The sequence below is a fragment of the Paenibacillus sp. J31R122 genome (assembly GCF_056269185.1).
The window spans coordinates 230,616-255,350 of sequence record NZ_JBWDNM010000011.1 but is presented as its reverse complement, the minus strand read 5'-3'; the positions used below and the strand labels follow the sequence as shown (position 1 = coordinate 255,350).

Genomic DNA, 24,735 nt, shown 5'->3' with positions numbered 1-24,735 from the left:
GTGACCTATGCGTGCATCTGGATCATTGCTGAGTTGAAGGTGCTCATGGTGATCAGCTACGATTTCTTTTAAGTAGTTCAGTTTTTCTTTCACCTTTGGGTATTCACGGAGGGATTCTTCTTTTTCCACCGCATCTATAACTTTTTGGCAATAGTCCAGTTCATCAGACAATTCGTTCGTCGTTGTTTTCGGTGGGAACTTATCCTTCATTTTTTCATCGATCTCGTAAACGGATTTTCTCAACAACTTGGACTTTTGCATTAATATTTCTTTTGGTGATAGCTGATTAAATCGTGCTTTCGTATGTGTGGCATCCACAATAATTGCACTGCTTTTGATGATTTCTTTTTTCAACGCGATCTCCACGGTCTTTTGAATAAGCATGTCGAGCAGGTTCACATCTTTCAAGCGAAGCTTGCGAAACTTCGTTAGTGAACTAGGATTAATGACTTCGTCCTCAGGTGCCATATCTAAAAAGTACTTAAAGGACATGTCATATTTAGAACGTTCCACAACATCGACATCGGATACATCGAAAATGGATTTCAGTAATAAATATTTGAACATTCGAATAGGTGGCACTGCATTGCGACCGTTTTCGAGGCAATATTTATGCTGTAATTCTTCATGAACAAATGAAAAATCTATGAGATCATTTATTTGACGAAGCATATTATCCTTAGGTACGACGATATCGTATATGGCCATAAATGGACTAAGGTTAAGAGATTGTTGGTTTGAAATCATCCGAGACACCACCTGAAATTAATAATTAAATTATACAGGAAAACAGGATACCCTTCCTCGTAAAAATCGAGGAAGGGTATCCTGTTTATAAGATATGGACTTTTTCAGTGGCCTCGATGAATACAGAAGCCATCTTCTTACTGCTTAGCACCTTTTTATTAAGTGTCTACAAATAGGGTTACAGTTCAGGCATTATGCCATGCTCCTCTTTCTTGTTATTAGGGGTATATCGTCACGAATGAGCATAATATTAAGTTATAACATGGATCAGAAAATGTAAATTTATGATTGACGTATTCCCAGATTGAATGCTACATTATTAATACCTAGTAATTTAATAGGAATTGTGTTTATTAATGTTTGCTACACCTACGGCACGAGCCGATGGTCTGGAGGTTATGTCACATTGAATGCTATGTTTCGTGGAAAAGGATGGAGCTTCGGTTTTCGCAGCACCATATTGCTTTATTTTATACTATTAATTGTATTGCCTATTGTCGGGATTTATACGCAGTCCTTCTCGCTTGGTTGGTTAACCTTCTGGGAAAGTGTCTCCGATCCGCTTGCTCTGAAATCCGTGCTGCTTACGGTAAAGCTAGCTGTTATCGCGACGCTGATTAATATGGTGCTTGGAACGATGATTGGTTGGGTGCTGATTCGTTATCGCTTTCCTGGCCGACGCTTGCTCAACAGTCTAGTTGATTTGCCTTTTGCGCTGCCTACAGCGGTCGGTGGTCTAATGATTTTGTTATTGCTTGGCCCGAATAGCTTAGTAGGCGGTTTAGCAGAGAAGTTGGGCTTTCAGATCGTGTTTCATGAGCCGGCCATCATTGTAGCAATGCTGTTCGTGACGTTTCCATTCGTTATTCGCGCAATTCAGCCATTGCTTGAGGAAATGGACAAATCTGAGGAAGAAGCCGCATATACGTTAGGCGCTTCGCGTGCCAAGACATTTTTTAGCGTCATCCTTCCTACTATACTTCCAGGTATCACAAGCGGTGCTATGCTTGCTTTCTCTCGGGCATTGGCCGAGTTTGGGGCAGTCGTGCTTGTGGCAGGCAATATTCCGGGCAAAACTTTAATAGCATCGGTATATATTTTTGGAGAAATTGAAAGCAGCAATCCACAGGGCGCAGCCGCCGTATCTGTACTGCTGTTGTCGCTTTCATTCCTTATTTTATGGACCGTTAACCTCATTCAATCGAGGAGGACGGGGCTATGATGAGAAGGCTGTGGATTACGCTAACCTATATGGTGTTCGGAATACTACTCATTACGCCGCTCGTAAAAATTTTTACGGGGACTTGGGAAGACGGCTGGAGCGGCTTTATTGATGGAATTACACGCCCGGAGTCGCTGCACGCGCTCATGATGACGGCGATTATCGTTGTTGTTGTGACGGCTTTAAATACGGTGTTTGGTATTATGCTGGCAATGTATCTCGTACGGGCGGAATGGATTGGGCGACGGGTGAAGAGGCTGCTTAATAGTTTAGTAGATTTGCCATTCGCAGTATCGCCGGTAATAGGTGGATTGATGATTGTTCTTATATTGGGACCAAGCACGATACTCGGAACTTTGTTTGAAGATGCCGGAATTAAAATTGTATATGCACTGCCAGGGATGATTCTCGCGACTTTGTTTGTGACATTCCCGCTAATGGTACGTGAAGTGATGCCGGTGCTTCAAGAGATCGGCGCACAGCAGGAGGAAGCGGCATCTACACTTGGAGCTTACTCGTGGTATACATTCTGGAAGGTGACATGGCCTTCGATTCGGTGGGGTGTTATTTATGGCGTTGTGCTGACAGTAGCGCGGTCGCTTGGTGAGTTTGGCGCGGTGCTTGTCGTTTCCGGCAACATTATGAATAAGACACAGACAGCGACTACGTTAGTTTATCAGGATGTTGAAAATTTTAACGTTGTCGCCGCAAATGGCGTTGCTCTAGTCTTAGCGGCATTTTCCGTTGCGCTGCTGCTGCTCATGGAATGGGCGAAGAAAAGAAAGGAAGTGCATTAAGCCATGCATATTGAAGTACGTAACTTAAGCAAAAGCTTTGGCGATTTCCATGCGGTAAAGGATGTCAGCTTCGAGATCGAGAAAGGGCATTTGATTGGCTTGCTCGGACCGAGCGGCGGCGGTAAAACATCCATTCTTCGCATGCTTGCAGGGCTTGAGACACCTTCCTCTGGCGATATTATTTTCCATGGGCAAAGGGTTAATGATTTGCCGCCTCAAGAGCGAGGCATTGGGTTCGTATTTCAAAACTATGCTTTATTCAAGCATATGACCGTATATGACAACATCGCTTTTGGTTTAAACGTAAAGAAGCAAGCAACGGATAAAATCCGTGAGCGAGTCATGTATTTGGTTGAGCTTACGGGTCTAAAAGGGTTCGAGCATCGATATGCCCATCAATTGTCAGGCGGGCAACGTCAGCGTGTAGCCTTCGCTAGAGCGCTTGCTCCAGAGCCGCAGCTGCTGCTGCTTGATGAGCCGTTCGCAGCAATAGATGCCAAAATCCGTACTGAGCTGCGCACCTGGCTGAAGGAAATGATTGAGCGTGTTGGCATTACGTCCATCTTCGTTACGCATGATCAGGAAGAAGCGATCGAGGTGGCCGATGAAATAATGATTATTAGCAAGGGGAAGCTGGAACAAAAGGGAAGCCCATGGAATATTTATAAAAATCCAGAAACGCCATTCGTTGCAAGCTTCATTGGTGAATCTACAATTGTAGACAACGTTACGGTGCTCAAGGGCTTTGAAGACTTTGCGAACCGTACAGGAACCAAAGCGTTGATTCGTCCGGAATATATTGAAATCGGCAAGCCTGGTGAAATTAAGCTCGCTTCCGCCACAATGGCGGCTAAGGTAAAGCATTTGCATTTCCGAGGCAGCGAGTGGATGGTAGAGCTGATGGTAGGTGAAACCAAGCTGATAACGTATCGCTCGCTTGAGAAGGAAGTGCTTCATCCTGGCGAGGACGTTCGAGTGCTGTTGCACCGCGCGTATTTGTTCAATGATAATGAGAGCTGGATCGAGGAAAATAAGCTGAAGGTAGATCCGATGTCTACTTATATTTAAAAACCTTTACGTGGAAAGAGTGTATACAAACATGAAAATAAATCGAGCAACAAGCCAGCGCATGTTTGCACTGCTGCTTGCTGCGGTTATGCTGCTCGTTGCGGCTGGCTGCAGCAAGACCGGGCAGACGAACGGGAATGCGGCTGGATCCTCCGTACAAGACGGCGATGTCATGCTTGTAATCGGTGCATATTCGGTTGTGAAGGATGCTTTCGCTGACCTGCTGCCTCAGTTCCAGGCTTATTGGCTGCAAGAAACAGGTCAGAAGGTTACGTTCCAAGAATCCTATGAGGCTTCAGGCACGCAAGCGCGGGCTATCGCCGGCGGATTCGAAGCGGACGTCGCTATTCTCGCAATGGAAGGCGACCTGGACAAAGTAGCCGATGCCGGTTTCATTACGCATGATTGGAAGGCTCAGAGCAATGCGGGAGTTATAACGAATTCAATTGTTGTATTAGGAACACGAGCTGGCAATCCATTAGCGATTAAGGATTGGGAGGATTTGACGCGCAAAGGAGTCAAGGTCTTATATCCGAATCCGAAAACTTCAGGCGGAGCACAATGGGACATAAACGCCATTTATGGAGCAGGGTTGAAGCTCTCGGAGGAGAAGAGCGGGGTACGAGATGCTGAATATGCAAAAAGCTTCTTAAAGTCCGTTCATGCAAACGTAGAGTCTCTGGACAAGAGCGGACGCGCTTCAATGGCCGCGTTTGAATACGGCGTAGGTGATGTAATTGTTACCTATGAGAATGAGCTGCTAGCTCGGATTAACCAAGGCAAGGAGTATAATATCGTTATTCCGAAGAGTACGATACTGATCGAAAATCCAGCTGCGGTTGTGGATATAAATGCGGAGAAGCATGGTACTCGCAAAGTAGCGGAGGCCTTTATTGCTTACCTGCACAGTGAGGAAGCTCAGCGCTTATTCGTGGAGCACGGCTTCCGATCGGTGGATGCGAAGGTCGCTGCAGAAACTTCAGGTAAATATACAGTGCCGGAAGAGTTGTTCGACATCTCGTATTTAGGCGGCTGGTCAGAGGTCAGAAAGAGCCTATATTCTAAAAAGGGTATTTGGTATCAGGTTCTGGCAGGTATTTAGAATAAAAATTTTTCCAGATAACCGTTCTAAAAAAACAGCTTCTGCATATGATAGGTAAGGTAGCCCGATTTTTGCGGCTTGAGCACATAAGGCATGCAAATAAATAGAATAGGGCAGCAGGAGGCACACAGATTGAAACACAACACACGTAAAGAAAGACAAAAGCTTAATCCGAACAAATATGTTAACAACAGTATCTTACCGGATATTGAAGCCACACTAGCGGAGCTGATAACATACCTCGAAGCAAATCCAGAGGATGGTATTGCTCAGGTACAATATCGACAATTTGTGGACAAACGAAATCAATTGAAACCGACTTGGGTGGACAAGTACGAAGAAGTTCCTAACTCGGAAATGCTTGCTTAACAAAATAGAGCTTGAAAAAAAGGTGAATTCGTGCAGGAGAGATCCGTGCTGCGAATTCCCTTTTTTTGTGCTTTTTGAAGCGATTATGAGTCAAACGTACTAAAATACAATGCTCTTTACGAAATGTATTAGAAAGTAGAAATAGGCCAGCATGGGGGAACAGCAATGAAAAATAAAACAAAAGTAAGAAAGAATAAGCTGCGAACAATATTAATCGTTTTTGTCATAGCATTTGGAGTAATGGCAGTCGGAGGCTGGGGAACGTTTCGTTTGCTAGTAGACGCGCAGGATATTGGACAGCTGGAGGAGCCGCTGCCGGCGGCCACTATTTTGTATGATCAGAAGGGTAAGGAAGCTACACGTATATCATTTAATAAAATAGAGGAGATAGCGTTTGAGGATATACCTAAGCATATGGTTGACGCCGTTGTTGCGGTAGAAGATAAGCGCTACTTTGAACATGATGGGATGGATATGAAAGCAATTGGACGAGCATTCGTATCGAATCTCTTAGCCGGTGGCACAGTTCAAGGCGGCAGTACAATTACGCAGCAGCTTGCCAAAAATGTTTTCTTATCGCAGGAGAGAACCTGGTCGCGTAAGTGGAACGAGGTGCTGCTCGCGAAGAAAATTGAAGAAAATTATAACAAGCAGGACATTATGGAAATGTACCTGAATCAGATCTATTACGGAGAAGGAGCTTGGGGGATCAAGAGAGCCGCTTACACATACTTCGGCAAGGAAGTTAATGAGTTAACTGTTTCGGAATCCGCTTTGCTGGCGGGTCTCATTAAGGCGCCCTCAGCTTTAACACCATACAAGTATTTAGAAAAGGCTGTAGAACGCCGAAACATTGTTTTAACTCTAATGAAGGATCAAAGTCTAATCAGTGAAGAGGTGTACAAGGAAGCTTTAAACGAACCGATCCAATTGTTAAGCTCGAAGCCTAATCGAGTCGATGACATTCAGTATCCTTATTATGTCGATCAAATTATTCGAGAAGCGATAAATAAATATGGATTTTCAGAAAATGAGGTGCTGCAGGGAGGGCTGCGCATTTATACAACTTTGGATACACGCATGCAGCAGGCAGCAGAGCAGGTATATGCTCAGGATAACCTGTTTCCGGAAAGTGCACCCGATCAGCTTATACAAAGCGGTGCGGTTTTGGTAGATCCACGGGACGGTGGGATTAGAGCGCTTGTAGGAGGAAGAGGGGAGCAGCCTTTTCGCGGCTTTAATCGAGCTGTTCAATTGAAGAGACAGCCTGCATCGACAATAAAGCCAATTGCGGTCTACACGCCTGCTCTTGAGGCGGGTTACAAGCCGAATGATAAATTGCTGGATGAACCGATTAATATTGACGGTTATGAGCCTCGCAATGCCGGTGGAGGCTATCACGGGGAAGTATCGTTATATGAAGCACTCATTAAGTCTTATAATATACCGGCAGTAAAGCTGCTTAATGAGATTGGAGTTAATAAAGGAATAGACGCGGCAGAAAGGTTCGGAATTCCAATGACAGATGGGGATCGCTCTCTAAGTCTTGCGCTTGGTGGTTTGCAAGAAGGCGTTTCTCCGCTAAATATGGCCGAAGCTTTCGGTGTATTTGCAAATGACGGCGTTCGAGAAACCTCGCATGCGATTACCCGAATTGAGTCCGCGGATGGTGTGGTTTTGGCCGAATTTCAAGATGAATCGGGTGTGAAGGTAACGGAGCCCCAAATTGCACGTACGATGACGGCCATGCTTGAAGGTGTTATTAAAGAAGGAACAGGCGTAACAGCGGCTCTGAAGGGGCGTCCACTTGCAGGGAAGTCCGGTACGACAGATATGGTCGGAACAGTTGGCTACGGCGCAAAGGATAACTGGTTTGTAGGTTATACGCCTCAGCTGGTAGGGGCGGTATGGATTGGCTACGACAAGACAGACAGCAGCCATTACTTGAAGACAAGCTCGAAGGCGGCGGCAGCCGTCTTTCAAGAGCTGATGGCCGAAGCGCTTAAGGGCGAACCGATAATGTCATTTCATGAGGTTCCGGGCAACTTGCTGAAACAGGAAAGCAAGAAAGAAAACTCAAAATCCGAAGATAACAATAAGCATAGAAAAGATGACAAGGACAAGGATGATTCAGATAAGGAGGAGAGCAAGAAGAAAAAGCGAGAGGAAAAGAAGCGAAAAGAGCAGGAACGAAAAGAACAGAAACGAGCGGAACGGGAGAGTAAGAAAGACGGGAATGATCGAGATGATTGAGATGATAGAGAGGACGATTAGTTAGAACGGGCGGATGGTGGTCAACCTCACAAAAGCAATCCGAATTAGATTGTTATAATCATACAGCGACACTTATGAGGAAGCCTCACTATTTTGTGAGGTTAAACTCATTATTATTAATAGACGGTGCATAGTGAGATATAGTGAGGTAAACCTCATTCCTCGTGAAGAAAGCTTCATGGCTAGTGAAGCTTTCTTCACTAATTATTGTAAGTGAATATGGAGGATTGAAAATTAGTGAACTATATCTCATAATTATTGAGATTTTCTTTATTTCAACTATTCATCGCGACAATTATACAACGGAAAAGGGAAATCCGACTCTTTTATCGAATAATCATAAAACGATAAAATGAAGATTATGATGAATCAGTTTTGTATAAAGGAGACGACAAGAATGGAGCTAGGACTTAACGGAAAAGTAGCTATTATTACTGGAGGCAGTAAAGGAATAGGACTCGCGACTGCCTTATTACTCGCATCTGAAGGTGCGGAGGTTGCCATAGTAGCCAGAGATATGGATTCATTAAAAATTGCGGCAGAACAAATTAAATCGAAAACAGGCAAAGAGCCTTTGATTATCAGCGCGGATGTATCAATTGAAAAGGAAGCAGAGCGAGCGGTTTCTGAAGCGGCTGAGCGTTTAGGCGGCGTAGATATTCTCGTAAACAACGCGGGAACGGCAGCAGCGCGACCGTTCGCTGAGGTTGAGACGGATGCTTGGACAGCTGATCTTGATTTAAAACTATTAGGCGCAGTTCACTTCGCGCGTGCCGCTCTGCCACATATGCGTAAAGCTGGCGGTGGCGCAATCGTGAATGTGACAGCAATAGGAGGCAAAGCGCCTTCAGCGTCCTCCTTGCCCACTTCAGTCAGCCGTGCAGCTGGACTAGCGCTGACGAATGCGATGAGTAAAGATTTAGCAAGTGACGGCATACGTGTGAATGCGGTATGTATTGGTCTCATTAGAAGTGCTCAGATCGAGCGAGTATGGCAAGCCAAAGCTCCTGAGCTAACATGGGAACAGTTCGCGGCTGATCCTAAACACGGGATTCCTCTTGGCAGAATAGGACGGGCAGAGGAAGCGGCGAATGTTATCGGTTTTCTAGTATCGGAAGCGGCCTCGTTTGTTACCGGTACCTCTGTCAATATTGACGGAGGCATGTCTCCAGTTTTGTAAGCAATAATCTACTCTTTACCTCGATGCTGATGTGAAAAATATAGTGTTTGCGTATTTGATCAAAGTATAATACCATTAGATTATAATAATTCTAAAAGAAAACTCTTTCAGGTAATCATTGGTATGAGCGGATAAGCATTGAAATGAAGGAGGTATCCCATAGATGATGAACATTACTTCAGAAGTGGATAAAATCAATCGGCAATTAACAGCCAATGGCTATAAGCTAACAACTCAACGTGAAATAATATTGCGAGTATTGCTTGAAAATGAGAAGGATCATTTGAGCGCGGAAGATGTGTTTATGCTCGTAAAGGCAAAATATCCAGAAATCGGTCTTGCAACCGTATATCGTACCTTGGAGCTGCTAGCAGAGCTTCATATTGTAGCAAAGATGAACTTTGGCGATGGTGTTGCTCGTTTCGACCTTCGTGATGAGGAGCATGAGCATATGCATCATCATTTGATCTGTCATTCGTGCGGTTCACTGAAAGAGATTAAGGATGACTGGCTGCTGGAGCTGGAGGAACGGATTGAACGGGAATACGGCTTTAAAGTGCTTGATCATCGTCTTGACTTTACGGGCAATTACAAATCATGCTCGAACGGTGAATGCAAAAAAGGAAATAAAGCAGTATCATAATTAGCTATTCGATTCAGAAAAGCGAAAGAGCATTTCCACAGTGGGAATGCTCTTTGTTTTATTTCTATTTAGTGAGAAAGGTTTCAAAAATCCTGTTCAATAATTTAGGTTATTTCAAACCAGTAGTTGTGTAGTTCTCAATAATGCTTTTCTGGAAAATAATGAAAACGATAATAACTGGCATAACCATAAAGGTTGCACCCGCCATCTGCAAGGCGAAATTCCCGCCGTACTGACCTTTCAGCAATGAGAGTCCTACGGACAAGGTATATAGCTTTTCATCATTAGCCATAATTAATGGCCATAGGAAGCTGTTCCAACCACCGATAAAGGCAAGAATGGCTTGCACAGCAAGAATTGGCTTCGAGACCGGAAGAATTATTTGTAAGAAGGTTCGGAACTCACTAGCTCCATCAAGTCGTGTCGCTTCCAAAATTTCATCTGGAATGGTCGTCATAAACTGTCGGAATAGGAAAATACCAAATGCTCCTACGAGACTAGGCAATACAATTCCCAGCATGGTATTCGTCAAATTCAATTTATTCAAGATCAAATAAACCGGTATCATGGTTACTTGGCTTGGGATCATCATTGTTGCCAATACCATAAGGAAAGTATTCTCTTTCCCTTTAAAGTTATACTTGGCAAAGCCAAAGCCAGCCATTGCATTCAGGAACATTCCAAAGAATGAGAATAGGACAATTATCAATGTATTTTTCATATACACTGCAAAGTTCATATTTTCAAATAAATTTTTATAGTTCTCAAAAGTAAATTCCTGCGGCCATAATGTAGGTGGAATTAATATAACTTCACTTTCTGGCTTAAAGGATGACAAGATCATCCAGACAAACGGAAGTAGAAATAAGATCCCGAAGATCGTTAATACTATCCCTGCAATCCATTGAAATAATCGATCTTTATTAATGCCCTTCATCGGTTCACCTCCACTCTTTTAATAATCTGAATCTTTATTCTGTACTTTGTATTGAACCAATGTTACTGCTATGACAGCAATAAATAAGATAAAGGATCCGGCAGCAGCATAACCAAAATTACTCAACTGGAAACCATTTTTATAAATAAATAATGCAGCTGACATCGTGCCATCCAACGGTCCGCCCTTGGTCATAATGAATGGTTCTTCGAAGAACTGCAGCCATCCGATCATCGTCGTAATCGATACGAAGAAAATGGCAAAACGCAGCATCGGAATCGTAATACTTTTAACTTGCTGCCACGTATTGGCACCATCCAATTGTGCAGCCTCATAATAAGACTTCGGAATGCCTTGCAATGCTGCAATGAAAATGATCATGTTTAAACCTACGGCTCTCCAAAGCGCCATGAGTATCAATGATATTTTGGCTACAGTTGGCTCGGTTAACCAAGGAATTGCAGACAGGTTCATCGATTCTAAAATGTAATTAAATAGACCAAATGCCGGGTTGTACAAATAAGCCCAAACAACCGCAACAGCTACAACGTTAGTAACGGAAGGCAAATAGTAGACAACTCGGAACACTTTGAAAATTTTAGACGTACCTAAGTTGATCAATAACGCCACACCAAGCGATGTTACTATTACGAGTGGAACGCCAATTATAACGTAAAATAACGTATTAAAAATGGCTTTTAAGAAAACCGGATCAGAGAGTACATTAATATAGTTCTTCAAGCCAACAAAGCTCAAATTTGAATAGTCTGCTAAGCCCGCCAAGTCCATATTGGTAAAGCTAATGAACAGGGCCACGAAAATAGGCAGCAACGAAAATACGGTGAGTAATATGATCGCAGGTGCAATGAAAAAATAAGGCGCATTTCTTGATGTGAAACCTTTCATACCCTAGTCACTTCCTTTACTCAGCTTCCAATAAATAGACAATGAGGGCTAACCGACTGTGATAGACGATTAGCCACATTGTTCGTTTTTGATTATTTTTTTTTTATTTGTTTATTATGGATTCAGCTTTCTTATTGAAGCTGTCCATTTCTTTTTGAATGTCAGCATCCTTTGAACGATACACTTTTTCGAAGCTGCTCAAAAAGTTTTGTGCAATTTCTTCGAATTGTTTTGTAGAAGGCATAGGAATCGCTGTTTTTAATTGCTCACCAAATATTTTATAGTTCGCATCTTCTTGAAGAAGTGGGTTTTCCCAAGCCGCTTTCGAAGAAGGTAGGGAATTAGTTAATTCCATCCATTTCAATTGTGTTTCAGGCTTAGCCATAAACTCAACAAATTTTAGAGCTGCTTCTTCATTTTCAGTGTATTGGAAAACGGACATATTGGATCCGCCAAGAGATGAGAAGTTGTTTTCTTTACCTGCAGGTAAAACAGCTGTTGCCCATTTACCTTCAAGCTCAGGAGCTTGATCTTTAATCAATTGAACCATCCATGGTCCGCTGATAAACATCGGTGCAACGCCTTCGCCACGGAAGCCTTGAATCGCGTCGATACCAAGGTCCATAGGAGCAGAGCCATTCACAAAGTAGCTGTTCATGTATTTCACAGCATCTACGAATTCTGGTTGGTTAAATTGTGGCTTGCCTTCAGCATCGAACAATTCAGAGCCGTTTTGGCGAGCTAACATAAAGGCAAGAGATTGTTCTTTAACGTCAAGAGCGTAACCATATTTTCCTTGACCGCGATCAGCAAGTTTCTTCGATGCGTCTTGCATTTCTGCCCATGTTTTTGGTGCTTGATCGTAGCCTACTTCTTTTAGCAAATCTGTACGGTAGTATAGAACACGAGTATCGATATACCAAGGTACGCCTACATAAGCACCTTCAAATGTTGCTGTTTCAATTGAACCAGGGTAGAAGTTATCTTGCTTCAATCCCGGATATTTATCTAAATGAGGAGTTAAATCCATCAATGCTTTCGCGTTTGCGAATTCTGGAATCCAAGTTGTACCCATTTGCACAACGTCTGGACCTTTTTTCGATGCAACAGCTGTTAATAATTTGTCGTGTGCTGTATCCCAAGGTAATGCTTGTACTTCAACTTTAATGTTAGGATTTTCTGCTTCGAAGAGTTCAGCGATTTTCGGAATCGACTTCGCTTCCTCACCCATTCCCCATACAGTGATCGTTGTTTTTTTATCGCCTGTGTTTTCTTTGTCTGTTGATTCTGTTCCACACCCAGTAAGAATACCCATAACAAGTACAGTTGATGCTATTGTGGTTGCTAATGTTTTACGCATATTTTACTTCCTCCTGAATCATGATGTATTTTGAAAAACCTCTTGTCTAGTTTAAGCTAGACCGACCCTCCTCCGGAATTATAGTCATACATACTCTTATATTGCTTGAATGAATCTTCATTAAAAACGTTTTCATTAACTGTATTGAACGATATAAATATCGTAAAACATGTAATATAAACGTTTCTACGGACATTATATATCATGAGAATAGCGTATTCAAGTGCATGATCCGGATAATTAGAAACGTTTTTATTTTTGTTAAACGTTTTCAGAGATTGGTTGACGGCATAATTAAAGGTGATTATAATTGTATTTATTGATCGTAGAAACGTTTCTACGACCTGTAATGTTCCTATGAATGTTTATAGGATTAACAAGATGGAGGGAACATATGCCGGAACAACAATTACGTACCTTACTAAATCAGATGTCTATAGAAGAAAAAATCAGTCAGCTTCTGCAATTAGCTGGTCCCTTTTTTGATGGCGCAGAAAGCCAAGGTGAAATTACAGGTCCTATGGCAGCACTGGGAATTTCAGATGATTCGATTCGCAATACAGGGTCGGTACTAGGATTAACAGGAGCTAAGGAAGTCATACAGGTTCAAGAGGCTCATTTAAAAAATAATCGGCTAGGTATTCCGCTTCTAATGATGGCGGATATTGTACATGGCTATAAAACGATATTTCCTGTCCCGCTTGCGATTGGTTGCTCCTGGGATATGGATATGGCTGAGAACACAGCTGCCATAGCTGCCGCAGAAGCTTCAGCGGCTGGTGTACATGTTACGTTCGCGCCGATGGTTGACCTTGTACGTGATCCGCGTTGGGGAAGAGTTATGGAATCTACTGGAGAAGACCCTTTCTTAAATAGTGAATTTGCACGAGCCTTCGTAAGAGGCTTTCAAGGAAAGGACTTAACGAAAGATCATTCTCGTGTAGCAGCTTGTGTGAAGCATTTCGCCGCTTACGGCGCAGCAGAAGGCGGCCGTGATTATAATACGGTAGATATGTCCGAGCGCCAATTGCGCGAATATTATTTACCGTCCTACCGCGCTGCGTTAGACGAAGGCTGCGAAATGGTAATGACGGCATTTAATACGGTTGATGGTATTCCTGCTTCTGGAAATCGCCGTTTAATGAGAGACTTGCTTCGAGACGAATGGGGCTTTGACGGTGTTTTAATTTCCGATTGGGGCGCAGTGAAGGAGATGATTCCTCACGGCATAGCCGCGGATGATGCTGAAGCTGCCTGCAAAGCTATCCAAGCAGGTGTTGATATTGAAATGATGACATCTTGTTATGAACATCATCTAAAAGCGCTGATTGAAAATGGCCATGTGAATGAATCCCTTATTGATGAAGCTGTCATGCGTATTTTAAAATTGAAGCATAAACTAGGCTTATTCGAAAACCCGCATCGCGGCGCAAGTATTGAGCTTGAACAAGAGCTCATATTTTCAGAAGCACATCGTCAGGCTGCTCGAGATGCAGCGGCTAAATCTTGTGTGTTATTGAAGAATGACAATGTTCTACCTTTAAAAGACGCGCAAAAAGTCGCTTTGATCGGCCCGTTCGCTCAAAGTGGAGATATTCTCGGTCCATGGTCTTGGATGGGCTCCAAAGAACAAGCCATTCAGTTATACACGGGTATGGTTGATCTAGTAGGCCTTGTGAATATCACTACCGCACAAGGCTGCGATATCGAGACGGGAACGGAAGCTCAAATAGCAGAAGCATTGTTAGCAGCGCAAAATGCCGATGTTATTGTGGTCGCTTTAGGGGAGCATTCCGATATGAGCGGTGAAGCTGGTTCCCGTGCTGATATTCGTCTCCCTCAAGCTCAACTAGAATTGATCGCCGCGTTAAAGACGCTGAACAAGCCTATGGTCGCAGTTCTCTTCAACGGTCGCCCGCTAGATTTACACGGGGTCTACGACCAAGTGGATGCCGTGCTTGAAGCCTGGTATCCAGGAACTGAAGGCGGAGCAGCAATTGCAGATATACTATATGGCAGGCGGAATCCCTCGGCTCGATTAACGATGTCGTTCCCGCATGCGGTGGGTCAAGTGCCTGTCTACTACAATCACTTCAATACAGGTCGTCCACAGGGCGCGCCTGATGCACAAGTACGTTATGTATCGCAGTATTTAGACATTCCTAATGAACCGTTATTACCTTTCGGTTATGGTCTTAGCTATACAACCTTTTATTACAGCGCAGCAAATATTTCCGCTGCAACGATGACGACGGAGCAACCTTTGACCATCAGTGTTCGTGTCACCAACTCAGGGGAATGTAAGGGCGAAGAGACTGTACAATTATATATTCAAGACCTAGCCGGAGAGGTGGTTCGTCCAGTCAAGGAATTAAAATCCTTCCGCAAAGTCATATTAGAACCGGGAGAAAGTCAAGAAATTACCTTTACATTGACGGAAGAACAGCTTCGCTATCATCATTCAAACCTAGAATTCAAGAGCGATTCCGGTGACTTTTACGCCTTTATCGGCGGCAATAGCCGAGACGTTATGGAACTGAAATTTACTTTAATTAAGTAAAGAAAGCGAGTGGGGAAAATGACAATGAGTAAATCTTCAAATTTTCAAATTAAGACAAATGACTTAGCGTTTACATTTATGAACAGCGGAGATATCCGTGAAATACTTATGAATCGTACGATGATTAATCAATGGATCGCCAATCCATTAGATGGATCTCTAAATAATTTATATATTCGTATACACAACGAATCCGGCATGAATATTGTACCGCTTCTTGGTATTCAATCCGCTAGCGAAGTGAGCTATACAGACACTCAAGTGATCTATAACGGTACTTTTGAGTCCGTTCGCTACCGTGTAACATTCACTTTAACACCAAAGAATATTTGGTTCTGGGATGTTCAAGTGGATGGACAAGGTGAAGTTATTGATGTTATTTACGGACAAGATATTGGTTTAGCGGATCAAGGTGCTGTTCGTTCGAACGAAGCTTATCTATCTCAATATATTGACCATGCAATGTTTGAAGATTCAGAGAAAGGCTACGTCGTATGCTCGCGTCAGAACCAGCCGCAGTCTGGCGCGTTCCCGTACATCCAACAAGGTTCATTAACAAAGACAGTGGGCTTTTCAACTGATGGATTTCAATTTTTCGGTCTATCTTACAAATCTACGAATCAAGCCGCTGCGCTTCAACAAAAACAACTAAATAATGAAGTTTATCAATATGAATTCGCCTATACCGCGTTGCAATCAGAACGCGTAACAATTGATGGGACAGCACATTTTGTATTCTATGGACTATTCAGACCAGATCATCCGACAGCCATTACGTCGCTTGAATTCAACAAAGAGATTGCGGAAGCATGGACGTATGTATGTGATCTGCAAGAAACCGCAAGCAAATCACTTAGTAAAGTAAGCCTTGGCTTGCATATTGAGTCACCGCTAACAACCGAATCCATGACATTAGAAGAAGTAAAGACCCTATTCCCTAATCGTCACCAAGAAGAGTGGCAGGATGAACAATTGTTGTCCTTCTTTACAGATACGCATGAACATATTGTTTTGAAAGCTAAAGAATTGCTCGTTGAGCGTCCACACGGTCATATTCTAATGACTGGGGATAACGCACGTTTGAACGAACAGATTTTAACAACAACTTCGTATATGTATGGTATATTTAACTCGCAATTAGTTGTAGGAAATACATCATGCAACAAAATGTTAACGAATGCTCGTAACGCTCTGAACGTGATGAAAACATCCGGTCAACGTATTTACATTGAAATCGATGGCGCTTATCACTTGCTCACCATGCCTTCGATGTTCGAGATGGGCTTTAACTATGCGCGTTGGTACTACAAAATGGCAGACGATATGATCATCATTACGAACTTCACAACGGTAAATACACCGGAATTACACTTGCAAGTTCGTTCTACAAGTGGCAAATCTTATCGTTATCTCGTGACGAATCAAGTAGTTATGAACAACAATGAGTACATTGCACCTTATCACATGGAGCAGTCTGACTCGGTCCTAACCTTCCGCGCGGATCCGTCATCCGATAGTGGAAAAACGCTTCCTGGGCTCTGCTATCGCATGAAAATTACCGGTGCAAGTATGACGGTGCAAGACGAAACGGCAATGGCCAATCATGTCGATGCCGGATCAGCTTCACTTGTAGTCCTTGAATTAACTGCTACAAGTGAATGGAATATGACGGCTCAAGGATTAATTGAAGGTGGAGAGCTACCTTTTGAGACTCCGGATGCAACTTCCGAGATCGCTCGCTACCGTACATTTTACGAGCAGGTCATGAATGGATTTAGCTTGAACCATCCCGAAGGCCTTACCGATGAGATTCAAAAAGTAAACACCCTAGCATGGTGGTATACACATAATATGCTCGTACATTATTCTGTTCCACACGGATTAGAGCAATATGGTGGTGCTGCATGGGGTACTCGTGATGTATGCCAGGGCCCAACAGAATATTTTATGGCCACTCAAAAGTATGATGAAGTTCGTGACATTATTAAGATGGTGTTCACGCATCAATATGAGGATGACGGCAACTGGCCGCAATGGTTCATGTTCGATCAATACTATCGTATCCAGCAAGAGGAAAGCCATGGCGATATTATTGTGTGGCCACTTAAAGTGTTGAGTGACTACCTAAGCTTTACGAAGGATTACAGCATTCTCCAAGAGGAAGTGCCTTATTCAATCCGCCACACAGGGGAATTAACTGAGAAGAGCGCAACAATCTATGAGCATGCTAAAAAAGAAATCGAGTATATTAAAAATCATTTCTTACATGATACGTATCTGTCGTCTTATGGCGATGGCGACTGGGACGATACTCTTCAACCTGCGAACGCACAGTTAAAACAATATATGGTCAGCAGTTGGACGGTTGCACTAACCTATCAAGTGTTCAACCAACTATCTGCAGCGCTCTCTGGTGTAGACGAAGCTATGGCTTCTGAATTAAGTGAGCTTGCTGCAGGGATTCAAGCTGACTTTAATCGCTATATGCTGCAAACCGATGTCATTCCAGGCTTTGTATACATGGAGGAACCAGGTCAAGCAGAATTGATGCTGCATCCAACTGATACGAAGACAGGCATTCAATACCGCCTCCTTCCGATGACTCGCAGTATGATCGGTGAATTACTAACCGAAGAACAAGCGGCAGCGCACTACGATCTTATTAAAAGAGAGCTTTATTGTCCGGATGGCGTACGCTTGATGAACCGTCCAGCTCAATATGTTGGCGGTGTGAGCTCAAACTTCAAGCGTGCGGAACAAGCATCAAACTTTGGTCGTGAAGTTGGTCTGCAATACGTCCATGCACACATCCGCTTTGTAGAAGCGATGGCGAAGCTTGGAAAAGCCGATGAAGCTTGGAAAGGTCTTGCCATGATTAACCCTGTAGGCATTCGTGACGTAGTACCGAACGCTGATATACGTCAAAGTAACTCGTACTTTAGCAGCTCCGACGGAAAATTCAATAGCCGTTATGAAGCACAGGAACGGTTCAACGAATTACGTACCGGCGATGTCGCTGTTAAAGGCGGTTGGAGAATCTATTCCAGCGGTCCTGGGATCTACATGAATCAATTAATCTCCAACTGCTTAGGTATCCGTCATGAAGGCGGCGATCTTATTTTAGATCCTGTCCTGCCAACAACATGTGACGGCATGCAATTTGACTTCATAATCAATGGATATAAGACACGCTTTGTCTACCGTACAACCGGTCAAGCGATCAGTCGTGTAACCGTAAATGAAAAAGACGTTGCACTAACTGAAACAGCCAACCGATATCGTAAAGGCGGAATTCGTATCAGCGAGCAGCAACTAAATTCCTTGATGAACGAAGATAGGAATGAAATTACTATTTATATGTAAAATCAATCTGGATGGCGATCTTTCGGGATCGCCATTACAATTGTTATAGTAGAACTATATATTCATAATGTCGGAGTGAGCGTTAGGAGAGAATGTCTTGATCAGTATAAAAGATATTGCAAAACAAGCTGGGGTTTCGATATCGACCGTTTCTTATGCGCTAAACGGTAGCCCCAAAGTCACCGAGGAAACCGCATCAAGGATATTAGCTATTGCGAAGGAATTAAATTATGTACCTAATGCAGCAGCTCGAAATTTAAAACGACGCGAGACTAAAATAATCGGTGCATTCTTAACGGATTTTAATGGCGCTTTTTATGGTGATTTATTGCAAGGGATGAAAGAAATTTTGAATAAAAACGGCTATGATTTAATCGTCTGCAGCGGAAAACAGTCGCATCGTCTGTTGCCTGAGAAAATGATCGATGGCGCCATCGTTTTAGATGCATTTTTCTCTAGTGATGAATTGCTGCTCCATGCCAATAAAGGCCACAAACTAGTTGTGCTCGATAGAGAATTAATGCATCCTAACATCAACCCTGTATTACTCGATAATAAAGCAGGGGCAGGTCTCGCCATTGAATACTTAATTGAACAAGGGCATCGTAAAATTTATGTGGTTACAGGTCCTTCTGATTCATTCGATTCGAATCAACGACTACAAGCGGTGAAGCAAACGATAGATAGAAATCAACCTATAGCATTCATTCCCATTCAAGGTGATTTCAATAAATCATCTGGAGAAGAAGCGGCGCGAAAAATTATGGAAGGTTATACAGAACCAGTTGGTGTCTTCTGTCTCAACGATGAAATGGCCATCGGTGTGTATAACGCTGTGCAGCAAAGTGAATTCCGTATTGGCGAACACATTCACCTGATCGGTTTCGATAACATGGAGCTAACGCAATATACACACCCTCGAATAGCTACCATCGATTATTCCAAACGCAAATGGGGTGCAGTTGCATCTGAACAATTATTGAAATTAATCGCTTCACAAGAAGTAGAATCTGAACGAATCTACGTTACGTTAATCAAAGGCGATTCTGTACAACAAATTTAAGGCTATTTAGGTTCAAGGGCGAATCCCCACTATCAAGGAATGATTCGTCTTTTTTGTGTATTTGATTTGCGTATAATTATCGACGCGAATTTTAACTGTTATTTTCCCAATTCCGCGAGTTTTCCCTATTTGTCCACCTCATTGTAGCGACAATTATTTCCATGGCTCAGCATCATAGAAAATAAAGCCATAAGCTCCATTTTGAGGGCTTATGGCTTATTTTTGATGGGTAGATTCTTATTCGGCAGAGCTGTTTAGAACAAATTTCTCAATGACATGGCGAACGCCTTCTTCGTTGTTCGATAGCGTAACGTAATCGGCAATGTCTTTCAAGGATTGAATAGCATTGCCCATTGCTACGCCAAGACCGGCCGCGGCAATCATTTCGTTATCGTTCCATGCATCTCCGAGCGCGATGGTCTGATCCATTGTAATGCCAAGATGCTCGGCCATAAACCTTAGAGCATGCCCTTTTGTACCTTCTTTGTGCATGAACTCCAAATAATGCGCTTTTGATTTCGTAATATGAACGCGATCGCCAATAAGCGGCTTCAACTGCTCAGCGATCTCATCGAGACGAGCAGGATCATCGATCATAAGCATTTTGTTCATAGGATAATCGAGTAATTTATTAAAGTCAGGCTCGATTTTGTATGGAATATTGGAAAGCTTGGAATACGCTCTAATTTTGTCATTATCCTCAGTGCCGTATAGCTCATCGTTGACATATAGCTGCAGGTGAAGTCCATTCTTCTCTGAGAAAGCATGAAGCTCTTTGGCGGCATCAATTGGTACGCTGCGTTCATATAAAACCTGACCACCTAGCAGAGTTTTGACGAGCGCTCCCTGATACGTGATAATAGGAACATTGAGTTCGATTTGCTTCGCGATTTTTTGGGCGGAAGCAAACATCCGGCCGGTTGCCAGAGTAACCGTGACACCTTGCGCTATCGCGGCCTCCATCGCGCGCTTCGTGCCTTCGGTTACGATTAAGTCATCGGTTAATAAAGTGTCATCTACATCAATTGCTATTAATTTATACATACTAGCGGTGAAGCTCCTCTCCGTCTTTCTATAAATAATATAAAGTTGATTGTAGCTAAAAAGCTCGATAGATACAAGGCTTCGCGAATGCATTGCAATAGCTGTTGAAGTAACTCGCTCTTATTAATAAAGGACGAGATGCTTACGTAATAAAGCTTACTAATCAAATTTCTGGGGGAGATCAAACAATGAACAATTTTACAACAGCGGCCGCGAAACAACGTTTTCTGACCCTATGCGTAATAGGTGCTGTATTATTTGCCGCAATAGGATTCGCTTTAGGAATATATTGGACGGGCCTTCGTTATCCGATGCTGAAGGAGCCCACATTTAAGCAGTTCACAGCGACCTATACAAAAATTATGAACGATTATTTAAACGGTGCGGAGCCAAAAAAATTAATTAATGGAGCGTCAGAAGGAATGGTAGCATCGCTTGAGGACCCGTATTCTCGTTATTTGACGGAGGAGAAAGGGGAAGCCTACACGCAATCGTATGAAGGCGAGATCTATGGCATCGGGGCGGAAATTAGACAAGAGGAAAGCCAGTATGTTATATCCGCTTTAACGAAAGGCGCTCCAGCGGAACGAGGAGGGCTGCTGCCGGGTGATATTATCGTGATGGTTGACGGTCAGACCGTTGAGAAAAAAACGTTTCAGGAGCTGCTTGCGCTCGTTAGAGGCAAAGAGGGAACGTCTGTTAAGCTGCAGATCAAACGAAGTGACACTTCTAAAGTGTTTGACATAACATTGAAGCGTGAAGCGATTCCGGTACATACAGTAGCTTCTGAGCTGTTGGAGGGCGGTATCGGGCATGTGACGATTAGCCGATTCGCGGACAAGACGGCAGATGAATTTGACGCTGCGCTTAAGGAGCTGCAAGCGAAGGAGCCTCTAAAAGGGCTGCTGCTCGATATGCGTTCCAATCCGGGCGGATTATTGCAGCCCACCATTAAAATCGCGAGCACGCTTATTCCGAAGGATAAAGTTATTTTAAATGTCGTATACAAAAATGAACGCAAAACAACCACATATAAGTCAGACCAGAAGAAGGAATGGACCATACCGATAGCTGTTTTGGTTAATGGACAATCGGCAAGTGCAAGCGAGGTGCTGACTGCTGCTCTGAAGGAGTCGGCAGGTGCTACTGTAATCGGTGAGAAAACGTATGGGAAGGGTGTCGTTCAAGCGTTTAATCAATTTTCGGATGGCTCCGTATTAAGCTTAACTGAAGCCCAATGGAAAACGCCTGGTGGCACTTGGATTAATAAGGCTGGCGTAACACCAGACTACGTAGTAGGGCTGCCTGCATATACAAAATTGCCGCCGCTAGCAATTGGAACCCATATGAAGGTTGGCAGCTATGGTGAGGACGTGAAGACTATGCAGCAGATGATTAATGAGCTTGGTTACGGTCCAACAGGTCAGGAAGGCATGTTCGACGAGAAGACAGCAGATGCCCTGCGCAAATTCCAAGTCGCAGAGAAGCTGGAGGCAACTGGCGAATTCAATGACAAGACAGGATATAAGCTGCTTGAGCGTCTTCGCGAGAAGCTTGGCCGTGAAGATACTCAATTGCTTAAGGGGCTTGAAGTGCTGAAGCCAGAATGAAGCCAGAATGAAGTCATAATGCTGAAGACAGAATTAATTAAAGCTATACACTGAAACTGTGCAACAAATGGGATTCCAGGAAATATAGTTAATAATGAACGTTATTTCGAGGGGAAAGCTGATATTTGCGAAAACTATGCTTACAGCCTCCTTTCCTGTCAAAATCTTAGCCGAAAAGGAGCTGTAAGCTCTAAATCGAGCTTACAGACTCCAAATCTACAGATAGACTGGCTTATAGGAAGCTGTAAGCATGAAAATCGAGCTTATAGCTCAAAAACTACTCGAAAACGAGGCTGTAAGCATCGAAAGTGAGCTTACAGCCTCTATTTCCAGTCTCCCGTTCAAAAAGTGGCGAAAATGTCGGCTAATTGGCGGTGAAACTTACCCGACATAAAAAAAACGTTTGAACAAAGAAATTTGTTGTTGACTTTGGTTTTGATAATCATTATCATCTAGTGGAGAGCTACTACGCCGCTGAGCTACGGGGTGATACGGATGAAGAAGATCAAATATTGCAAGAAAAATTTAAAGAATGGTCTGCAGCCGGTTTACAAAGCAATGAAGAACAAGTATCCGGACATAAAGCAGAAGAAGAGTGACTGTCTCGGCAACTGTAAAACATGCAGGCTGGAATGCTTTGTCGTTGTAAAGTCGAAGACAGTAAGTGCCCCGTCAGCAGAGAAGCTCTATAAGCGATTGAAAAAAATGATCGGATAATTAATGTGATTTAGATATATGTACAAGAGGCGGCATTTGCCGTCTCTTATTTTTATGTTAGAATAAGTACAAACTAGGAAAGCTGAGGTGCATGAGCTATGAATGATGGATTAGCAGAAGCGTTAAACGAACAGATGAACTTTGAGTTTTATTCGGCGCATGTGTATCTTGCAATGGCAGCGTATTGTTCAGGTGAGAACCTTGAAGGTTTTGCGAATTTCTTTATCATACAAGCTGAGGAAGAACGGTTTCATGCTATGAAAATATATAAATTTATTAATGACCGTGGTCGTCGCGCAACATTGGCTGCTCTCGGTGAGCCGAAGAACGACTACGCGTCCATTTTGGATACCTTCGAGCACGGATATGATCATGAGCAACAAAACACGAAACGTTTCTACCACTTATCCGACCTTGCGATGAATGATCGCGAGCATGCGACAATCAACTTCTTAAAATGGTTCATTGACGAGCAGGTTGAGGAAGAAGCTTTATTCGATAGCATCATTCACAAGCTAAAGCGAATCGACAAGGATAGCAATGCTTTCTATATGCTGGACGCTGAGTTCGCAGCACGTTCATTCACGCCGCCGGCGCTGTAAATCGGCAATTTACTTACTTGAAAAAGAAGCAAATAAAAAGGCCGTTCCTCAAGTAGCGCTTTCTACTTTAGGCACGGCTTTTTTTCTGTATTGGACAGCTGGCGGAGCTATTAATTGGGTTGCTGCGACTCTTTGCTGAGCATATCAAGGAATGAGTCGACCAGCTCAGGATCAAAGTGCAATCCTCTTTGTTCACGAATATAAAGGGCGGCGCGTTCTTCTGTCCATTTTTCCTTATAAGGACGTGTGCTGGTCAACGCATCAAACACATCGACGACGCTCACAATTCGAGCTTCAATCGGAATGTCATTCCCGGAGAGCTGTTTCGGATAACCGGTGCCGTCCCATTTTTCATGATGGTATAAAATGATCATTTTTCCCGTATTCAGCTCTTGGGAGAACATCTCATCATTAAACTCGTCATACACTTTTTCAATGATGTCCATGCCGATTTGCGTGTGCATTTCGACAATTTGCCGTTCATAATAAGCAAGCGGACCAGGCTTATACAATATGCCTTCGGGGATGCCTGATTTTCCAATGTCATGAAGGATGCTTGAAAAAGCAATACGATTAATCATTTCAGAAGACCAGCCCAGCTGAAGCCGTTCATTATGGTGAATAGCGAGTCTTTCTGTTAAATCTCTGACACGAACTAAATGCTGTTCAATCCCAGGGTCGCGAATTTCACAAGAGATGGCGAGCACTTTAAGCATGGAGCTCTGAAAGTGATTGATTCGTTCCTCCGGCAAATAAAATCCGCTCTTCAATTGCTCGAGTTCACGGAATATGCCGATAAAATAGAGCTCTTGATCAATACGATACGGAGTTATCGTAATGGATGAATGCCATAAGCTGTTATCTCTGCGGCGATTCGTAAATACGCCAGACCAGGCCTTTTCTTGTCGCAGCGACCGCTTCATCTCTTCATGTGTTTCCCTAGGGGTGTAGGAGGTTCTTAAAATACTAGCCTTCTTTCCCACTATCTCTGCATAAGCATAGCCTGTTATTCGCTCATAGGTCGGGTTAACCGCTAATATTAGATGCTGCTCATTGGTAATAATAGCGGCATCTGCCAATTGTAGAAAAGGGCATAGTTGTTTGTTTATGCTATTCACGTAGCTGGTATCATTTTTTTCATATGTATCGTTAATGTTATTCATGCTGCTTA

21 protein-coding genes are annotated in these 24,735 nt (G+C 43.2%); 15 read left to right on the top strand and 6 right to left on the bottom strand.

Annotation, left to right across the window (positions count from 1 at the left end):
* Positions 1 to 747, bottom strand: a 747-nt coding sequence (locus tag AC0YN7_RS19380) for a transposase (RefSeq protein WP_475811662.1), incomplete at its 3' end; no start/stop codon positions are given.
* A 415-nt stretch (positions 748 to 1,162) separates the two neighbouring features.
* Between AC0YN7_RS19380 and cysT the strand changes: the two genes are divergently transcribed.
* The 8 genes from cysT (at position 1,163) to fur (ending at position 9,402) form a co-directional block, all read left to right on the top strand.
* Complete coding sequence (gene cysT, locus AC0YN7_RS19375) at positions 1,163 to 1,969, top strand: sulfate ABC transporter permease subunit CysT (protein ID WP_475811676.1); 807 nt, start codon at positions 1,163 to 1,165, stop codon at positions 1,967 to 1,969.
* Entirely contained in the window at positions 1,969 to 2,766 is a 798-nt protein-coding gene (locus tag AC0YN7_RS19370) for a sulfate ABC transporter permease (protein WP_475811675.1), read from the top strand. Before cysT ends, AC0YN7_RS19370 begins: the two co-directional genes overlap by 1 nt.
* Before the next feature lie 3 nt (positions 2,767 to 2,769).
* Positions 2,770 to 3,834, top strand: coding sequence for a sulfate/molybdate ABC transporter ATP-binding protein (locus AC0YN7_RS19365; RefSeq protein WP_475811661.1), 1,065 nt, complete (start codon positions 2,770 to 2,772; stop codon positions 3,832 to 3,834).
* A 31-nt stretch (positions 3,835 to 3,865) separates the two neighbouring features.
* Positions 3,866 to 4,936, top strand: coding sequence for a sulfate ABC transporter substrate-binding protein (locus AC0YN7_RS19360; RefSeq protein ID WP_475811660.1), 1,071 nt, complete (start codon positions 3,866 to 3,868; stop codon positions 4,934 to 4,936).
* Between the two features lie 132 nt (positions 4,937 to 5,068).
* Positions 5,069 to 5,305, top strand: a complete 237-nt coding sequence (locus tag AC0YN7_RS19355) for a hypothetical protein (protein WP_475811659.1) — start codon at positions 5,069 to 5,071, stop codon at positions 5,303 to 5,305.
* Between the two features lie 165 nt (positions 5,306 to 5,470).
* Entirely contained in the window at positions 5,471 to 7,558 is a 2,088-nt protein-coding gene (locus AC0YN7_RS19350; protein WP_475811658.1) for a transglycosylase domain-containing protein, read from the top strand.
* A gap of 418 nt (positions 7,559 to 7,976) precedes the next feature.
* Positions 7,977 to 8,759 carry an SDR family NAD(P)-dependent oxidoreductase gene (locus AC0YN7_RS19345; RefSeq protein WP_475811657.1) on the top strand — a complete coding sequence of 261 codons (783 nt, stop codon included), beginning with the start codon at positions 7,977 to 7,979 and terminating at the stop codon, positions 8,757 to 8,759.
* 163 nt (positions 8,760 to 8,922) lie between these two features.
* Positions 8,923 to 9,402 carry a ferric iron uptake transcriptional regulator gene (fur, locus tag AC0YN7_RS19340; protein WP_475811656.1) on the top strand — a complete coding sequence of 160 codons (480 nt, stop codon included), beginning with the start codon at positions 8,923 to 8,925 and terminating at the stop codon, positions 9,400 to 9,402.
* Between the two features lie 109 nt (positions 9,403 to 9,511).
* Here the strand turns inward: fur and AC0YN7_RS19335 are convergent, their stop codons facing one another.
* The 3 genes from AC0YN7_RS19335 to AC0YN7_RS19325 form a co-directional block, all read right to left on the bottom strand.
* A complete protein-coding gene (locus tag AC0YN7_RS19335; protein ID WP_475811655.1) occupies positions 9,512 to 10,339 on the bottom strand; it encodes a carbohydrate ABC transporter permease in 828 nt (275 codons plus the stop codon).
* Positions 10,340 to 10,357: 18 nt separating this feature from the next.
* Positions 10,358 to 11,245, bottom strand: coding sequence for a carbohydrate ABC transporter permease (locus AC0YN7_RS19330; RefSeq protein WP_475811654.1), 888 nt, complete (start codon positions 11,243 to 11,245; stop codon positions 10,358 to 10,360).
* Between the two features lie 103 nt (positions 11,246 to 11,348).
* A complete protein-coding gene (locus AC0YN7_RS19325; RefSeq protein WP_475811653.1) occupies positions 11,349 to 12,605 on the bottom strand; it encodes a sugar ABC transporter substrate-binding protein in 1,257 nt (418 codons plus the stop codon).
* Between the two features lie 394 nt (positions 12,606 to 12,999).
* On the opposite strand from AC0YN7_RS19325, the gene AC0YN7_RS19320 reads away from it, so the two are divergent.
* From AC0YN7_RS19320 to AC0YN7_RS19310, 3 genes are all read left to right on the top strand, one after another.
* Positions 13,000 to 15,165 (top strand): glycoside hydrolase family 3 N-terminal domain-containing protein, encoded by a 2,166-nt coding sequence (locus AC0YN7_RS19320; RefSeq protein WP_475811652.1) that lies wholly within the window; start codon positions 13,000 to 13,002, stop codon positions 15,163 to 15,165.
* 18 nt (positions 15,166 to 15,183) lie between these two features.
* A complete protein-coding gene (locus AC0YN7_RS19315; RefSeq protein ID WP_475811651.1) occupies positions 15,184 to 18,528 on the top strand; it encodes a GH36-type glycosyl hydrolase domain-containing protein in 3,345 nt (1,114 codons plus the stop codon).
* A 97-nt stretch (positions 18,529 to 18,625) separates the two neighbouring features.
* On the top strand, positions 18,626 to 19,591 hold the full coding sequence (locus tag AC0YN7_RS19310) for a LacI family DNA-binding transcriptional regulator (RefSeq protein ID WP_475811650.1): 966 nt from the start codon (positions 18,626 to 18,628) through the stop codon (positions 19,589 to 19,591).
* Positions 19,592 to 19,828: 237 nt separating this feature from the next.
* Here the strand turns inward: AC0YN7_RS19310 and AC0YN7_RS19305 are convergent, their stop codons facing one another.
* A complete protein-coding gene (locus tag AC0YN7_RS19305) occupies positions 19,829 to 20,635 on the bottom strand; it encodes a Cof-type HAD-IIB family hydrolase (protein ID WP_475811649.1) in 807 nt (268 codons plus the stop codon).
* Positions 20,636 to 20,823: 188 nt separating this feature from the next.
* On the opposite strand from AC0YN7_RS19305, the gene AC0YN7_RS19300 reads away from it, so the two are divergent.
* From AC0YN7_RS19300 to AC0YN7_RS19285, 4 genes are all read left to right on the top strand, one after another.
* Complete coding sequence (locus tag AC0YN7_RS19300) at positions 20,824 to 22,245, top strand: S41 family peptidase (RefSeq protein ID WP_475811648.1); 1,422 nt, start codon at positions 20,824 to 20,826, stop codon at positions 22,243 to 22,245.
* A gap of 250 nt (positions 22,246 to 22,495) precedes the next feature.
* A complete protein-coding gene (locus AC0YN7_RS19295) occupies positions 22,496 to 22,639 on the top strand; it encodes a hypothetical protein (RefSeq protein ID WP_475811647.1) in 144 nt (47 codons plus the stop codon).
* A 101-nt stretch (positions 22,640 to 22,740) separates the two neighbouring features.
* Positions 22,741 to 22,962 carry a DUF1450 domain-containing protein gene (locus AC0YN7_RS19290; protein WP_475811646.1) on the top strand — a complete coding sequence of 74 codons (222 nt, stop codon included), beginning with the start codon at positions 22,741 to 22,743 and terminating at the stop codon, positions 22,960 to 22,962.
* A gap of 98 nt (positions 22,963 to 23,060) precedes the next feature.
* Positions 23,061 to 23,564, top strand: a complete 504-nt coding sequence (locus AC0YN7_RS19285; RefSeq protein ID WP_475811645.1) for a ferritin — start codon at positions 23,061 to 23,063, stop codon at positions 23,562 to 23,564.
* 110 nt (positions 23,565 to 23,674) lie between these two features.
* Here AC0YN7_RS19285 and AC0YN7_RS19280 read toward each other — a convergent pair whose 3' ends face one another.
* Entirely contained in the window at positions 23,675 to 24,727 is a 1,053-nt protein-coding gene (locus AC0YN7_RS19280) for an HD-GYP domain-containing protein (RefSeq protein ID WP_475811644.1), read from the bottom strand.
* Positions 24,728 to 24,735: the final 8 nt, after the last annotated feature.

Bases quoted from the DNA above. Each gene is read 5' to 3' on its own strand.
- AC0YN7_RS19345 (WP_475811657.1), top strand. From the start codon at position 7,977: ATGGAGCTAGGACTTAACGGAAAAGTAGCTATTATTACTGGAGGCAGT.
- AC0YN7_RS19330 (WP_475811654.1), bottom strand. From the start codon at position 11,245: ATGAAAGGTTTCACATCAAGAAATGCGCCTTATTTTTTCATTGCACCT.
- AC0YN7_RS19285 (WP_475811645.1), top strand. From the start codon at position 23,061: ATGAATGATGGATTAGCAGAAGCGTTAAACGAACAGATGAACTTTGAG.
- AC0YN7_RS19290 (WP_475811646.1), top strand. From the start codon at position 22,741: ATGAAGAAGATCAAATATTGCAAGAAAAATTTAAAGAATGGTCTGCAG.
- fur (WP_475811656.1), top strand. From the start codon at position 8,923: ATGATGAACATTACTTCAGAAGTGGATAAAATCAATCGGCAATTAACA.
- AC0YN7_RS19295 (WP_475811647.1), top strand. From the start codon at position 22,496: ATGAAAATCGAGCTTATAGCTCAAAAACTACTCGAAAACGAGGCTGTA.
- AC0YN7_RS19280 (WP_475811644.1), bottom strand. From the start codon at position 24,727: ATGAATAACATTAACGATACATATGAAAAAAATGATACCAGCTACGTG.
- AC0YN7_RS19300 (WP_475811648.1), top strand. From the start codon at position 20,824: ATGAACAATTTTACAACAGCGGCCGCGAAACAACGTTTTCTGACCCTA.
- AC0YN7_RS19325 (WP_475811653.1), bottom strand. From the start codon at position 12,605: ATGCGTAAAACATTAGCAACCACAATAGCATCAACTGTACTTGTTATG.
- AC0YN7_RS19350 (WP_475811658.1), top strand. From the start codon at position 5,471: ATGAAAAATAAAACAAAAGTAAGAAAGAATAAGCTGCGAACAATATTA.
- AC0YN7_RS19335 (WP_475811655.1), bottom strand. From the start codon at position 10,339: ATGAAGGGCATTAATAAAGATCGATTATTTCAATGGATTGCAGGGATA.
- AC0YN7_RS19305 (WP_475811649.1), bottom strand. From the start codon at position 20,635: ATGTATAAATTAATAGCAATTGATGTAGATGACACTTTATTAACCGAT.
- AC0YN7_RS19370 (WP_475811675.1), top strand. From the start codon at position 1,969: ATGAGAAGGCTGTGGATTACGCTAACCTATATGGTGTTCGGAATACTA.
- AC0YN7_RS19365 (WP_475811661.1), top strand. From the start codon at position 2,770: ATGCATATTGAAGTACGTAACTTAAGCAAAAGCTTTGGCGATTTCCAT.
- AC0YN7_RS19320 (WP_475811652.1), top strand. From the start codon at position 13,000: ATGCCGGAACAACAATTACGTACCTTACTAAATCAGATGTCTATAGAA.
- cysT (WP_475811676.1), top strand. From the start codon at position 1,163: ATGTTTCGTGGAAAAGGATGGAGCTTCGGTTTTCGCAGCACCATATTG.
- AC0YN7_RS19315 (WP_475811651.1), top strand. From the start codon at position 15,184: ATGACAATGAGTAAATCTTCAAATTTTCAAATTAAGACAAATGACTTA.
- AC0YN7_RS19360 (WP_475811660.1), top strand. From the start codon at position 3,866: ATGAAAATAAATCGAGCAACAAGCCAGCGCATGTTTGCACTGCTGCTT.